Source organism: Diaphorobacter nitroreducens, from assembly GCF_002214645.1.
GTDB classification, from domain to species: domain Bacteria; phylum Pseudomonadota; class Gammaproteobacteria; order Burkholderiales; family Burkholderiaceae_C; genus Diaphorobacter; species Diaphorobacter nitroreducens.
Genome location: NZ_CP016278.1, coordinates 1,384,479 through 1,398,785 on the forward strand (window position 1 = coordinate 1,384,479; position 14,307 = coordinate 1,398,785).

The following is a 14,307-nucleotide window of genomic DNA, read 5'->3' on the forward strand; positions in this document are numbered from 1 at the left end:
GGCCATGCGCCAACCCGGCCCCATACCACAAGAGTACGTGCAACCCGTTGATTTCAAAGGTTTTTTTGATGCGCAGTTTTTCATCAAACTAAGCAAACCACGTAACGGCGCCGCTTCGCGACGGGTATGCACGTGGTTTCCCACAAAGTTATCCACAGAAAATGTGAGTCTCCCGGGCGACTCTACGTGCCCCGGCCCTGTGCTCCGAACGGGGGTGGCGTAAAGCAGACGATGCGCCCAAAGGCCGGGTTGGAAGCTGCGCCATAATCCCCGCTGCTTTTTACGTGAGCGGAGTGAGAATTGCTGTCGATCATACAAGCCGCGGGCTGGCCGATCTGGCCCCTGATTGCCTGTTCCATCCTGGCGCTGGCGCTGGTTTTTGAGCGCTTCGTCGCACTGAAAACCGCCCGTGTGGCCCCCCCGAAGCTGCTGGACGAGGCCATCTCGGTCTCCTCCAAGTCCATTCCCTCGCCCGACGTGGTGAACCAGCTGGCGCAGAACTCGGCCCTGGGCGAAGTGCTGGCCAGCGGCCTGCGCACGCTCAACAGCAACCCGCAGAGCACCGAGGCCGACGTGCGCGCCGCCATGGAGGGCGCGGGCCGCGCCGTCGCCCACCGGCTGGAGAAGTACCTCAACGCCCTGGCCACCATCGCCTCGGCCGCACCCCTGCTGGGTCTGCTGGGCACGGTGATCGGCATGATCGAGATCTTCGGCTCCCAGGCCGGCACGGGCGCCGTGGGCGCGACGGGCGGCGGCAACCCCGCGCAATTGGCGCACGGCATCTCCATTGCGCTGTACAACACCGCCTTCGGCCTGATCGTGGCCATACCGGCGCTGATCTTCTGGCGCTACTTCCGCAGCCGCGTGGACGCCTACCTGCTGACGCTGGAACTGGCGTCCGAACAATTCGTGCGGCACATCAACCGCCTGCGCAAGTGAGCGGCGCCAGCGCACAGAGGCACGTTTCGCCATGAACTTTCGCCCCCGTCAAAAGGAAGAGCCGGAGATCAACCTGATCCCCTTCATCGACGTGCTGTTGGTGATCCTCATCTTCCTGATGCTGACCACCACCTACAGCAAGTTCACCGAGCTGCAGCTCACCCTGCCCGTAGCGGACGCTCAGCAGTTGCGCGACCACCCCAAGGAAGTCATCGTGGCCGTGGCCGCCGACGGACGCTACGCCATCAACAAGACCACGCTGGAGGGCCGGCAGGTCGACCAGGTGGCGCGTGCGCTGGCCGATGCCGCCACTGCGGGGCCGAACAGCGTGGTCATCATCAGCGCCGACGCATCGGCCCCCCACCAGTCCGTGGTCACGGTGATGGAGGCCGCGCGCCGCGTGGGTCTGTCGCAGATCACCTTTGCCACCCAGTCGTCGGCCACGGCCGGCAAGTAAGCCTGCGCCGATGGCCGCGCCCGGCCGCCCGTCCCCCCTGGCCGAGCGGCTGCGCGGCGCCTGGCAGCACCGTGGCGCGCTGGCCCTGGCGCTGTGGCCGCTGTCGCTGCTGTACGGCGTGCTCACGGCGCTGCGCCGCGCGCTCTATCGCACGGGTCTGCTGCGCAGCGAGCGGCTGCCCGTGCCCGTCATCGTGGTCGGCAACGTGATCGCCGGCGGCGCCGGCAAAACGCCCGTGACCCTGGCCGTGGTGCGCCACCTGCAGGCCCGCGGCTGGCGGCCGGGCGTCATCTCGCGGGGATACGGCCGCGCCACCGTTGACTGCCGCGAAGTGCTGCCCGCCAGCAGCGCGGCCGAGGTGGGCGACGAGCCGCTGCTCATCGCCCGCGCCAGCGGCGCCCCGGTCTTCGTGGCGCGCAGGCGTGCCCAGGCAGGGCGCGCGCTGTTGGCCGCCCACCCCGCCACCAACATCCTGGTTTGCGACGACGGCCTGCAGCACCTGGCCCTGGCGCGCGACCTGGAAGTCTGCGTCTTCAACGACGAAGGCGCCGGCAACGGCTGGCTGCTGCCCGCCGGCCCGCTGCGCGAGCCCTGGCCGCGCGCGGTGGACCTGGTGCTCCACGCCGGCTCCTCGCCCGGTGGGGGCGCGCCGCAATTCGCGCTGTCACGTGAACTCGCCACCCATGCCGTGAATGCCAGCGGGCACCAGCTGCCGCTGGAGCAATTGCAGGGCGAACCCTCGCACGCACTCGCGGCGATCGCGCGGCCGCACGACTTTTTTGCGATGCTGCACGCTAGGGGCATTCAGCCCGAGAGCGAGGAAGCACTGCCCGATCACTATGATTTTTCTAGCTGGAAGCGCCCGTCGAATAAGCGCTTACGGCTGATTTGCACCGAAAAAGACGCCGTCAAGCTCTGGCCCGCGCACCCGGACGCGCTGGCCGTGCCGCTGGCCGTGCGGATCCCGCCGGCCTTCTTCGACGCGCTCGACGCCCGCCTGGCGTCGCTATCATCGTCCGGCCATTGAGGAACACCATGGATCCCAAACTGCTTGAACTGCTGGTCTGCCCCGTCACCAAGGGCCCGCTGACCTACGACCGCGAACGCCAGGAACTCATCTCGCGCAGCGCACGGCTGGCCTATCCCGTGCGCGACGGCATTCCCGTGCTGTTGGAAAACGAGGCCCGCCCCTTGAGCGACGAGGAGCTGGAACAGTGAGTCGCGCCGCACCGTTCACGGTGCTGATACCGGCGCGCCTGGCCTCCACCCGCCTGCCCAACAAGCCCCTGGCCGATATCGCCGGGCTGCCCATGGTGGTGCATGTGGCCCGCCGCGCCAGCCAGAGCGGCGCCCTGCGCTGCGTGGTCGCCGCGGACGACGCGCGCATCGTCCAGGCCTGCCAGGCGCACGGGGTGCAGGCTCTGCTGACGCGGGCCGACCACGCCAGCGGCAGCGATCGCCTGGCCGAGGCCTGCGAGCTGCTGGGCCTAGCGGGCGAAGACATTGTGGTGAACGTACAGGGTGACGAGCCCCTCATCGACCCACGGCTGATCGACGCCGTGGCCGCACTGCTGCATGCGCGCGGCGATGCCAGCATGGGCACCGCCGCGCACGCCATCGACAGCGCGGAGGACTTTGCGAACCCCAACGTGGTGAAGGTGGTGCTGGACGCGCAGGGCCTCGCGCATTACTTCAGCCGCGCCCCCATCCCCCACGCACGCGACCACGCGCCGGGCAGCCTCTGGTGGCAGCCGGGCCAAGCGGGGGTGCCCGTGGGTTTCGCACCGCTGCGGCACATCGGCATCTACAGCTACCGGGCAGGCTTTCTGCGCCGGTTTCCACAGCTGCCAGCGGCGCCGACCGAGCAACTGGAAGCGCTGGAGCAGCTGCGCGCCCTCTGGCACGGCCACCGCATCGCCGTGCACGTGACCGGCAGCGCACCCGGTGCGGGCGTGGACACGCCAGCCGACCTGGAGCGCGTGCGCACCCTCCTGGGCGGCTAGCGCGGCCGTCAGCTTGGCGCATGGCCCGCGTGCTATCCTTGTTCGCAACAAGAGCACCTGTCCCGCGCTGGCGCGCCGACGGCAAGCGTGCCCGCTGATTTCAAAACACTTGAGGACATCCATGAGACTGATTCTGCTCGGCGCTCCCGGCGCCGGAAAGGGTACGCAGGCCGCGTTCATCTGCCAGAAATTCGGCATCCCCCAGATCTCCACCGGCGACATGCTGCGCGCCGCCGTCAAGGCCGGCACGCCGCTGGGCCTGCAGGCCAAGGCCGTCATGGATGCGGGCCAGCTCGTCAGCGACGACCTGATCATCAACCTGGTGAAGGAGCGTATCGCCGAGCCCGACTGTGCCCAGGGTTTCCTGTTCGACGGCTTCCCACGCACCATCCCCCAGGCAGACGCTATGAAAGCCGCGGGCGTGAAGCTCGACTATGTGCTGGAGATCGACGTGCCGTTCGACGCCATCATCGAACGCATGAGCGGCCGCCGCTCCCACCCGGCTTCGGGCCGCACCTATCACGTGAAGTTCAACCCGCCCAAGGTCGAAGGCAAGGACGACGTGACGGGCGAGCCCCTGGTGCAGCGCGAGGACGACAAGGAAGAAACCGTCAAGAAGCGCCTGCAGGTCTACAGCGACCAGACCCGCCCGCTGGTGGACTATTACTCCAGCTGGGCCAAGACCGATCCCGCCAACGCGCCCAAGTACCGTGCCATTCAAGGCACCGGCAGCGTGGAGGAAATCACCCAGCGCGCCCTGACGGCACTGTCAAGCTGACGAACCCGCCGCCGGCGCCCGCCAACGCCCCGCAACGCGGGGCGTTGTGCTGTGTGCCCAGGCAAGCGCCTCGGCCCATGACGGTGCTTATGAATTAGCGGACTGCATCAACTCCAGCAGCAGGCTGACCCGTGCCTTCACAGGGCTCAGCCCATCCGCATCGCGCCAGGACGTACCCGTCAGGTCCATCATCCGCCCCTGCGGGCAGCGCGAAGCCACGCGCACCTGCACCCCGGCCGCCACGGCACGCGCGAGCGCGGCCTCCAGCGCATGGTGCAGCGTGCCATTGCCGGTGGCGGCCACCACGATGCCGCGCACGCCCTTCTCCACCAGCCAGTCCACCAACGCGCCATCCGCGCCGGCGTGGCTGAGGACGATCTCCACGCGTGGCCAGGCTGCATCTGGCAGGATCGGCACCAGCGCGCCATGCGCGGGCTGTTCCACCTGCGGCGCAAGGCCGCGGGCCCAGCGCACGCGCCCCGCTTCCATCCAGCCCAGAGGCCCGGCATCGCCGGAGTCGAACGCGTCCAGCCGCAGCGGGTGCACCTTGCTCACCTCGCGTGCCCCGTGCACCACGCCAGCGGCCGCCATCAGAACCCCCCGCGCTGAGGGATCGGCCGCCAGCGTGACGGCATCCAGCAGGTTCTGCGGCCCGTCCGGCGCGAGCGCCGTGGCCGGACGCATGGCACAGGTCAGTACCACCGGCTTGGCGGTGGTATCGAGCAGGTTGTGCAGCAGCCAGGCGGTTTCCTCGAGCGTATCCGTGCCGTGGGTGATGACGACGCCGGCCACGGCCGGGTCGGCCAGGTGTGCGGCGCAGCGACCGGCCAGGCGCGCCCACACGTCAAAGCCCATGTCCTTGCTGTCCAGCTGCACCACCTGTTCAGCCACCAGCGCGCCGCCCGCGGCCTGCACCAGCCCGGGCACCGCGGCCAGCAATTGCTCCACGCCGATCTGCCCGGCCGTGTAGCCCACGTTCGCGCCTTGCACCGCGGAAGAGCCCGCAATCGTGCCGCCGGTGCCCACAACGACGATTTTTCTTGCAGCTGCCACTTGCATCCCTCCAAAAACTGTTCAAAAATACAGATACTGGATTAAAAAACAGTAACCCACTCAACCACCGACCGCATTGGATCGCACCATGCTCGACAGTCCCAAGCTCACCGCCCGCCAACAGCAGATCCTGGACCTGATCCAGACCGCCATCGCGCGCACCGGCGCCCCGCCCACCCGCGCCGAGATCGCGGCAGAGCTGGGTTTCAAGTCCGCCAACGCGGCCGAGGAGCACCTGCAGGCGCTGGCCCGCAAGGGCGTGATCGAACTGGTCAGCGGCACCTCGCGCGGCATCCGCCTGCGCGGCGAAACCGTGCGCAACATCAATGCGGCGCGCGGCGCCCAGTTCAACCTGCCGATACCCGGCCTGTCGCAGCTCACGCTGCCGCTGGTGGGCCGCGTGGCGGCTGGCTCGCCCATTCTCGCCCAGGAGCATGTGGACCAGACCTATACGGTGGAAGGCAGCCTGTTTGCGCACAAGCCCGACTACCTGCTCAAGGTGCGCGGCATGTCCATGCGCGACGCGGGCATCATGGACGGCGACCTGCTCGCCGTACAGGCAACGCGCGAGGCGCGCAACGGGCAAATCATCGTGGCGCGCCTGGGCGATGACGTCACGGTCAAGCGCCTGCGCCGCACAGGCAGCGCCATCGAACTGCTGCCCGAGAACCCCGACTACCCGGTGATCCGCGTCGAGCCGGGCGAACCTTTCGAGATCGAAGGGCTGGCCGTGGGCCTGATACGCAACACCATGCTCATGTAGTCCGTTGAATGCAGCGCCACCGCAGGTGGCGGGCGTCTGGCAGGCGGTAGCCCGGGCATGCCCCGTAGCTGCGGCATGCCAACCCTGCGGATGCGCGCTTGACGTCCTTGGCAATCCTGCCTGTGTTCCACCTTCATGCCCTGGCATGCCGGAGTCTTCACATGGGATTTGCCCTCTTTGCCTTTGCCACCCTTTCCCGCCCCTTGCGCCGCCTGCGCCGATGGGGACTGGCCGCACGCCATATGTCGCGCGGCGCGGCACCCTCTGCCTGCACCACGCACGGACGCACCGATGCACTCCATGGAGCGACGCCCAACGCCGGCCCTCCCGATAGCCCCGCCGTGGCAGGCATGGCGCAAGAAATTCCGGCCCGCCACCGCGCCTTTGCCATGCCTGCCGCGGATGCGGCCACGCAGCACACAGGTCTGCGGCCTGCGATCTCCACCCGTTCGCTCCCCCTGCGCGTGATCCTGCGCCATGACACCGACGACGCCTGCAAGCTCGTGATTTCCGGCCGCATGGCCGATGTGTGCGCGGAACTGGAGCGCCTGGCCCTGCGCTGACCGCGGGGCACTGCTGCGACCACTTCTGACACTTTTCGAAGGCGTCACGGCCGCAGCGCGTTCATCGCAGGTCCGTTTCTACAATGCACGGCACTTGCAACTGCCCGCCCCCAAGCACGCCATGACCCACGAGTCCCGCCTGGACCGCTTGCTGCGGCAACTGCTGTGGGGCCGGCGCACGGCCGCGCTGGCAACGCTGCGAACCCTGCCCGGCGCGGAATCGGTGCCATTCACAACGCCGGCGGTGTCGTTCGTTCCGTATGCCATCGACTCCACGGCCCAGGTGCTGGTATTGCATGTCAGCGCCCTCGCCGCCCATACCCGCAACCTGCGGCAATCGCCCGCGGTTTCTCTCCTGATCACGGCGCCCGAGGACGCGGCCCAGCCCGTGCATGCGCTGGAGCGCGTTGCCATCCAAGGACAAGCCGTACTGCTTGCGCCCGAGGCAGCCGCCAGCGCGCGCGCCGCCTACCTGCGGCGCTTCCCTGACGCAGCGCCCATGACGGCGCTGGGCGACTTCCAGTTCGTGCAAATCATCCCTTCGGTGGGCCGCCACGTGGCAGGGTTTGGCGCGGCGCGGGATTTATCTGCCGAGGAGCTGAAGGCGCTGCTCACGTCTTGACGCTGGGGCGATCGGCGCCGCCAGCAGTTGGATGGCAAGGGCCGTTCCGCCCAGGCGAGCGCTGGCGGCCGCTAGCCCGGTGCCCGGGAAGGCCACACACAGGTCGCGGCCAGGGCCGGCTGGGTGACGGGTTGGCGGACGCTCGCGGTGCGCGCCAAAGCATGAACGGCCCCGCCCACGGCAGCCGGTGGCGGCACATCTGCCCCGAAGGCCTGTCCCCGCGCGAGAGCCCCTCAAGACACCAGTTGCGACCAGACCTTGTCCAGCCGCTTGCCGCTGACCGGATACGGCGTGCGCAACTCCTGCGCGAAGAAGCTCACGCGCAGTTCCTCCAGCATCCAGCGGTACTCCTGCATGCGGGCGTCCACCTGGCCCTTGCGCTCGGCGACCAGGCGCCAGTACCGCTGCTCCAGCGGCTGCAGTTCCTTGAGCTTGGCGGCATCGCGTGCCGGGTCGGCGCGGTACTTGTCCAGACGCGTGGTGATGGCCTTGAGGTAGCGCGCGTAGTGCTGCAGCTGCGCCCAGGGCGCGGCGGCGATGAAGTGCTTGGGCATCAGGCGCTGCAGCTGCTGTAACGCGTCGGCCGTGGCCTCGGGAGCGTTCTTGGTGTCTTTGATCTTGCGCTGCGTGGCGGCGTATTCGATGAGGATGGCCGCCGCCATGCGCGCCACCTCGTTGGCGATCAGCGTGAGGCGCCCGCGCCCGTCCTGCACACGCTGCTTGAACTGTGCCTCGTTGCTGGGCAGCGGCTCTTGCAGGAAGGCGCGGTCGATGGCCACGTCGATGATTTGTGCGCGCAGCTCCTCCTGCGTGCCCAGCGGCATGAAGGCCACAGCCATCTTCTGCAGATCGGGGATGTTCTTTTCCAGGTACTTGAGCGCGTCCTTGATCTGCAGCGCAAACAGCCGGCGCAGGCCCACGCGGTGGCGCGCGGCGGCGACTTCGGGTTCGTCGAACACCTCGATGCCCACCGCATCGCCGTGGTCGATGAGCGCGGGGAAACCGATCAGCGTCTGGCTACCCTTTGCGATTTCCATCAGCTCGGGCAGTTCGCCAAAGCTCCAATCCTCGTAGCGGGCATCGGCCTTGCGGGCCGCGGGCGCGCCGACGAGTGGTTCTTTTTTTATAGCTGCTGGCGCCCGGTTTTCCTTGGTTTCAGATGGTTTTCCACCGGAATCTGGCTTCTGGTGAGCGCCACCAGCTATCTTTAATGAAGCAAGCGCCTGGAACGCCCCCCGTGCCTTGCTCCCCCACTCCGCCTTGAGCGCGCCCAGGTTGCGTCCCTGGCCGAGCTGGCGGCCGTGCTCATCCGTCACGCGAAAGTTCATGAACAGGTGCGGGCTGAGCATGTCCAGCTTGAAGTCCGCGCGCTTCACGTCGAGCGAGGTTTCATCGCGCACTTGCTTGAGCAGCGTGTCGATCAAGCTGCCCTGGGCCCAACGCTCTTCCTCGGTGAACAGCGACGCCAGCCGCGCAGCACTTTCCGGCAGCGGCACGAAGCGGCTGCGCGGGCGCTGCGGCAGGCTCTTGAGCAGCGCCTGGATCTTGTCCTTGAGCATGCCGGGCACCAGCCATTCCGCACGCTCCTCGCTCACCTGATTCAGCACGAACAGCGGCACAGTGACGGTGACCCCGTCGCGCGCGTCACCAGGGCTGTGCAGGTAGCTGGCCGTGCAGTCCACGCCGCCCAGCTTCACCGTCTTGGGAAAGTTGTCGGTGGTGATGCCCGCGGCCTCATGGCGCATCAGCTCGTCGCGCTTGAGAAGCAGCAGGCCGACGTTCTCCTTGCCGGCACTGCGGAACCACTTGTCGAACGTGGCACCGCTGAACACGTCTTTGGGAATCTGCTGGTCGTAGAAGGCGAAGATCAGCTCGTCGTCCACCAGCACGTCCTGGCGGCGGCTCTTGTGCTCCAGCTCCTGCACCTTGCGCACCAGCTTGAGGTTGGCGCCCAGGAACGGCCAATGCGTCTCCCACTCGCCCTCGACCAGCGCCTGGCGGATGAACAGGTTGCGCGCCTCGTACGGATCCACGCGGCCATAGCTCACGCGGCGGCCGTTGTAGACCACCAGGCCGTAGAGCGTGGCGCGCTCGAGCGCCACCACGTCGGCCTGTTTCTTGGACCAATGCGGGTCCAGCAGCTGCTTCTTGAGCAGATGGCCGCCCACCTCTTCCAGCCATTGCGGTTCGATCGCCGCGATACCGCGGCCGTACAGGCGCGAGGTCTCGACCTGCTCGGCCGCGACGATCCAGCGGCCGGGCTTCTTGGACAGGTGCGCGCCCGGGTGCGGGTGGAACTTGATGCCGTGCGCGCCCAGGTAGGCCTCGCTCTCCTCGGCCTTGTAACCAATGTTGCCCAGCAGGCCCGACAGCATGGACAGGTGCACGGCCTCGTAGCCCGCGGGCTCGGTGTTCACCTGCCACTGGTGCTCCCGCACCACGGTGAGCAGCTGCGAATGGATGTCGCGCCACTCGCGCACGCGGCGGATGTTGATGTAGTTCTGGCGCAGCAACTGCTCCCACTGCCGGTTGCTGAGCTTGTGGGTGGCCTCCTCCGCATCGGCGGGGTGGAACTGCGCCAGGCGCTCCTCGCCTGCGGCCTCCGCTTGCGCGCCGCTGCTGCGCTGGCTCACGGGCAGGAAGGCCGTGTTGCGCGCTTGGGCCGCGGGGGCGGTCTGGGCCGCCATCTCCTTGCGCGTCTTGGCGACGATCTTGCCGCCGCGCGCATCCTGCAGCCACTTCCACAGGCGCAGGTAGCCGGTGAACTCGCTTTTCTCGTCGTCGAACTTGGCATGCTGCTGGTCGGCCTGCTGCTGCGCCTCCAGCGGCCGGTCGCGCACGTCCTGCACGCTGAGGGCCGAGGCAATGACCAGCACCTCGGCCACGGCGCCGCGGGTGCGGGCCTCCAGAATCATGCGGCCCACGCGCGGGTCCAAGGGCAGGCGCGACAGTTCGCGGCCCATGGGCAGCAAATTGCCGCGCTCGTCCACGGCGCCCAACTCCTGCAGCAGTTGATAGCCGTCGGCGATCGCACGGCCCGAGGGCGCCTCGAGGAACGGGAAGTTCACCACGTCGCCCAGGCCCAGCGACTTCATGCGCAGGATGACGCCCGCCAGGGACGAGCGCAGGATTTCGGGGTCGGTGAAGCGGTCGCGCTGGTGGAAGTCCGCCTCGTCGTACAGGCGGATGCAGATGCCGTTGGCCACGCGGCCGCAGCGCCCGGCGCGCTGATTGGCCGCCGCCTGGCTGATGGGCTCCACCAGCAACTGCTCCACCTTGCTACGGAAGGAATAGCGCTTCACGCGCGCCGTACCTGCGTCGATGACGTAACGGATGCCCGGCACAGTGAGCGAGGTCTCGGCCACGTTGGTGGCCAGCACGATGCGCCGGCCGGTGTGGCCGTCGAAGATGCGGTCCTGCTCGGCCTGCGACAGGCGCGAGAACAGAGGGAGTACCTCGGCGTTCCGCAGCACTGGCGAGTGCTGCAGGTGCTTGCGCAGGTGGTCCGCCGCCTCGCGGATCTCGCGCTCGCCGGGCAGGAAGACGAGGATGTCTCCGCCCTTGCCGCCCGCCCACAACTCGTCCACGCCGTCGGCAATGGCATCGTTGAGGTCGAAGTCCTTCTTTTCTTCAAAGGGCTTGTAGCGCATCTCCACGGGATAGGTGCGCCCCGACACCATGATGACCGGCGCCGGACCGGCCTTGCCCTCGAAGTGCTTGGCGAAGCGCTCCGCGTCGATGGTGGCCGATGTCACGACCACCTTCAAATCGGGCCGCTGCGGCAGGATCTGCTTGAGGTAGCCCAGCAGGAAGTCGATATTCAGGCTGCGCTCGTGCGCCTCGTCGATGATGAGCGTGTCGTAGGCCTTGAGCAGCGGATCGGTCTGCGTCTCGGCCAGCAGGATGCCGTCGGTCATCAGCTTGACCGAAGCGCCCTTTTGCAGCGTGTCCTGAAAGCGCACCTTGTAACCCACCACCTCGCCCAAGGGGGTGTTCAGCTCCTCGGCAATGCGCTTGGCCACGCTGCTGGCGGCAATGCGCCGCGGCTGGGTGTGGCCGATCAGGCGCCCGCGCGTGCCCTCGGGCGCATTGCACTTGCCGCGTCCCAGGGCCAGCGCTATTTTTGGCAGTTGCGTGGTCTTGCCCGAGCCCGTCTCGCCGCAGACGATGATGACCTGGTGCTCGGCCATGGCCGCCATGATCTCGTCGCGGCGGCTGGAGACGGGGAGTTGCTCGGGAAAGGTGATCGTGAGGGGCATAGGGGCGGGAATTATCCCAGCCCCCAGGCACCCGTGCCGCACCAGGGTCAGGCGGGGAACATGGCCTCCATCTCCCGGCGCACCCGATAGGCGTGGGTGGTGGTGTCCATCTCCACATCGTCCCAGGACAATGCCTGGCCTTTTGCCACCGGGCGCACCACGCGCGCGCTGTGCGCCAGGCCCAGCGGCAGGCCCCTGAGGCTGCGCGACGTCGCAGCCGGCAGCAGCTTGCCCCAGACGGTGTAGCCGCCCTCGCCATCCAGCAGGTCGCCCGGGCGCAGGTCACGCTTGGCCGTGGCCACCACATCGGCGTTCCAGCCCTGGGGCACGCCGGTGGGCTCGCCGCGCAGCGCCACGCTGGCCACCGACATGCCCACCTCCAGCCCGATGAGGTGCCAGCGCTTGTACAGCGTGAAGTAGCGGCCCGTGGGGTCGGTGTGGGCGTTGTATTCCTCGAAACAGTGGCGGATGTAGTCAGTCTCGCCCTCCACCGTGACCCACACGCCCATGCGGATGTGGTAGGGGATCCGGCGGCCGTCCTTCTCCAGCGACGAGATCACTTCCACCATGCCTTTTTTCTCTAGCACTCCGCCCTCGCCCACCGGGCGCGTGACGTAGGGAATGTCCTCCACACTGGCGGGCGGGTACTGCAGGCCGTTGCTCGGCACGGCCAGGCCCGTGGCGTTGGAGACGGCCGTGCTCTCGATGCTGGGCTTGGACCCGTCCAGGAAGCTGTTGAACATCTTGGGGTTCAGGCCGCCACGCTGCGCCTGCTCGGGCGTCAGGCCGTAGTAGCCCCACACCGTCTCGGGCGTGGATTCGCAGAAATGCGGCAGCCACTTGTGCCCGCGCCCGGCCGCCACCACCGGAAAGCCGCAGGTGCGGGCCCAGTCCACCAGCTCGCAGATCATGGCGGGCTGGTCGCCGTAGGCCAGCGAATAGACCACGCCCGCGGCCTGGGCCTTGCGCGCCAGCAGCGGGCCGCAGAAAGCGTCGGCCTCCACGGTCACGTTCACCACATGCTTGCCGTGGGCGAAGGCGTCGAGAATGTGGTCCACCGCCGCCAGCGGGTTGCCGGTGCATTCGACGATCAGCTCGATCTGCGGGTGGCGCACCAGGGCCTGCCAGTCCTCGGTGATCCAGGTCGTACCGTGCTCCAGCGCCTGCTGGGCAGAGGCGGCCTCCGACTGCTCGGGCGCCCATCCCACGCGCGCCAGGCTGGCGCGGGCGTTGGCCGGCGACAGATCGGCAATGCCCACCAGGTGCACGCCCGGCATGCGCGGCACCTGCGCCAGGTACATGGCGCCGAACTTGCCCGCGCCGATCAGCCCAATGCGGATGGGACGCCCTTGCCGGGCACGCTGCAGCAGTTTCTGGTGAAGGTTCATGGGTATGGCAAACGATGGAAGTGCGCCGCTGCGGCGCGAAACCCCGGCGCCTGCTGGCGCGCGGGCCGGTGGGAATCCCACGGCCACCGTAGCGCAGGGTACGCCCCACGTCTCTTGGGATACGCCCTAGGCCGGGACACCGCCCAGTACCCCACCGCCTGCAAGGCATTGAAAAGGACCGTTATCCTGCGCACGCTCTCGGCCGGCGGGGCGCAACCCCTGTCGCCGCGACCACCCCCACGCCGGCCCCGTACGCCGGTGCTGCTTTCTTCTTTGCATCTCCGGCTTTCCATGGTGTCTCTTGCTGCGTTGGTGATTCCGCTGCTGGCGGTCTGGCTCTGGGGGGCCGTGCGCGGCATGTCGCGCCGGGCGCGCCTGGTGGCCATTGCGCTGACCGCCCTGCTGGGCGTGACACCGGCCCTGCTGCTCAAGCTCTTGCAGACCGGCGCGATGGATTACGCCACGCTGGCCTATCTGCAGGTGCCCGGCGGCTGGGTGTTGGGCACGTTGGTGCTGATCATTGCTTTTCTTCTGGCGCGTGATGGCGCGTGGCTCGCGGCGCGGGCCGCCGCGCTCATGGGCCGGGGCGACACATGGCACCTGCGGCTGCGCGGCAGGCGGTTGACCGGCACCGCCGTGGCACTGGCGCTGGGCGCGGCGGGCTTTGGCACGGCGCAGGGTCTGCAGCCACCCACGGTGCGTGAACAGGTGGTGCACCTGCCGCAATTGCCCGAGGCCCTGGATGGCCTGCGTGTGGCCGTGCTGGCGGATATCCACGCGAGCCCCATCAACCATACCGCCTACGTGCAGAGCGTGGTGGAGCGCACCCACGCGGCGCGGCCCGACCTGATCGTCCTGCCCGGTGACCTGGTGGATGGCGGCGTAGGCAGCAGCGCCGCCTTCGTGGCTCCACTGGCGCAACTGCGCGCACCGCACGGCGTATGGGCCGCGCCCGGCAACCATGAGTACTACGGCGGCTACAACGCCTGGATGGCGGAATTTCGCCGCCTGGGCCTGGGCGTCTTGGCCAACCAGACCCAGGTGCTGCAGGTGAATGGCGCGCGTCTGGCACTGTCCGGCGTGGGCGACCCGGTCTACGGCCGCACCTCTCACCACAATGCCGACCCGCGCGTGCCCGAGGGCGTGCCCCCCGATGTACCCGCGGTGGCCCGGCAGGCGCGCGCGGCGCAGGCCGACTTCCACCTGCTGCTGGCGCACCAGCCCAAGCTCGCACGCGACAACGCCGCGCACGGCGTGGACCTGCAGGTCTCGGGCCACACGCACGGCGGGCTGATCAGCGGCATGGACCGCTGGCTGGTCGCTCCGTTCAACAACGGTTTCGTGCGCGGGCAATACGACGTGGACGGCATGCGCCTGTTCGTGAGCGCGGGCGCGGGCCTGTGGGCCGGCTTCGCAGTGCGGCTGGGCGTGCAGCCCCATATCGACCTGTTGGTGCTGCGCCGTGGCACAGCGTCGTAAGAC

General features: G+C 68.4%; 13 protein-coding genes. 10 read left to right on the forward strand and 3 right to left on the reverse strand.

Annotation, left to right across the window (positions count from 1 at the left end; translation table 11 throughout):
- The first annotated feature begins 300 nt into the window (after nucleotides 1-300).
- The 6 genes from BA022_RS06425 (at nucleotide 301) to adk (ending at nucleotide 4,177) form a co-directional block, all read left to right on the forward strand.
- The gene (locus BA022_RS06425) at nucleotides 301-939 is read left to right on the forward strand and encodes a MotA/TolQ/ExbB proton channel family protein (RefSeq protein ID WP_011805510.1); all 639 of its coding nucleotides are present in this window, start codon (nucleotides 301-303) and stop codon (nucleotides 937-939) included.
- A 31-nt stretch (nucleotides 940-970) separates the two neighbouring features.
- Nucleotides 971-1,396: an ExbD/TolR family protein gene (locus tag BA022_RS06430; protein ID WP_011805511.1), complete on the forward strand. Its 426-nt coding sequence runs from the start codon at nucleotides 971-973 to the stop codon at nucleotides 1,394-1,396.
- A 10-nt stretch (nucleotides 1,397-1,406) separates the two neighbouring features.
- Nucleotides 1,407-2,423, forward strand: coding sequence for a tetraacyldisaccharide 4'-kinase (gene lpxK, locus BA022_RS06435; RefSeq protein WP_088886937.1), 1,017 nt, complete (start codon nucleotides 1,407-1,409; stop codon nucleotides 2,421-2,423).
- A gap of 8 nt (nucleotides 2,424-2,431) precedes the next feature.
- Nucleotides 2,432-2,614, forward strand: a complete 183-nt coding sequence (locus tag BA022_RS06440; protein ID WP_011805513.1) for a Trm112 family protein — start codon at nucleotides 2,432-2,434, stop codon at nucleotides 2,612-2,614.
- On the forward strand, nucleotides 2,611-3,399 hold the full coding sequence (kdsB, locus tag BA022_RS06445) for a 3-deoxy-manno-octulosonate cytidylyltransferase (RefSeq protein WP_088886938.1): 789 nt from the start codon (nucleotides 2,611-2,613) through the stop codon (nucleotides 3,397-3,399). Before BA022_RS06440 ends, kdsB begins: the two co-directional genes overlap by 4 nt.
- Before the next feature lie 121 nt (nucleotides 3,400-3,520).
- Complete coding sequence (gene adk, locus BA022_RS06450) at nucleotides 3,521-4,177, forward strand: adenylate kinase (RefSeq protein WP_011805515.1); 657 nt, start codon at nucleotides 3,521-3,523, stop codon at nucleotides 4,175-4,177.
- An 87-nt stretch (nucleotides 4,178-4,264) separates the two neighbouring features.
- Here adk and BA022_RS06455 read toward each other — a convergent pair whose 3' ends face one another.
- Nucleotides 4,265-5,236 carry an asparaginase gene (locus BA022_RS06455; RefSeq protein WP_088886939.1) on the reverse strand — a complete coding sequence of 324 codons (972 nt, stop codon included), beginning with the start codon at nucleotides 5,234-5,236 and terminating at the stop codon, nucleotides 4,265-4,267.
- Between the two features lie 82 nt (nucleotides 5,237-5,318).
- Here BA022_RS06455 and lexA point away from each other — a divergent pair, with 82 nt between their 5' ends.
- From lexA to BA022_RS06470, 3 genes are all read left to right on the forward strand, one after another.
- Nucleotides 5,319-5,993: a transcriptional repressor LexA gene (gene lexA / locus BA022_RS06460; RefSeq protein ID WP_011805517.1), complete on the forward strand. Its 675-nt coding sequence runs from the start codon at nucleotides 5,319-5,321 to the stop codon at nucleotides 5,991-5,993.
- Between the two features lie 161 nt (nucleotides 5,994-6,154).
- A complete protein-coding gene (locus BA022_RS06465) occupies nucleotides 6,155-6,556 on the forward strand; it encodes a hypothetical protein (RefSeq protein WP_088886940.1) in 402 nt (133 codons plus the stop codon).
- 121 nt (nucleotides 6,557-6,677) lie between these two features.
- Entirely contained in the window at nucleotides 6,678-7,178 is a 501-nt protein-coding gene (locus tag BA022_RS06470; RefSeq protein ID WP_088888533.1) for a pyridoxamine 5'-phosphate oxidase family protein, read from the forward strand.
- Nucleotides 7,179-7,411: 233 nt separating this feature from the next.
- Here the strand turns inward: BA022_RS06470 and hrpA are convergent, their stop codons facing one another.
- Together hrpA and BA022_RS06480 are read right to left on the reverse strand one after the other, a co-directional pair.
- Complete coding sequence (gene hrpA, locus BA022_RS06475; protein ID WP_088886941.1) at nucleotides 7,412-11,437, reverse strand: ATP-dependent RNA helicase HrpA; 4,026 nt, start codon at nucleotides 11,435-11,437, stop codon at nucleotides 7,412-7,414.
- 47 nt (nucleotides 11,438-11,484) lie between these two features.
- Nucleotides 11,485-12,825, reverse strand: coding sequence for an NAD(P)H-dependent oxidoreductase (locus BA022_RS06480; protein ID WP_088886942.1), 1,341 nt, complete (start codon nucleotides 12,823-12,825; stop codon nucleotides 11,485-11,487).
- 291 nt (nucleotides 12,826-13,116) lie between these two features.
- On the opposite strand from BA022_RS06480, the gene BA022_RS06485 reads away from it, so the two are divergent.
- Nucleotides 13,117-14,304 carry a metallophosphoesterase gene (locus BA022_RS06485; RefSeq protein WP_088886943.1) on the forward strand — a complete coding sequence of 396 codons (1,188 nt, stop codon included), beginning with the start codon at nucleotides 13,117-13,119 and terminating at the stop codon, nucleotides 14,302-14,304.
- Nucleotides 14,305-14,307: the final 3 nt, after the last annotated feature.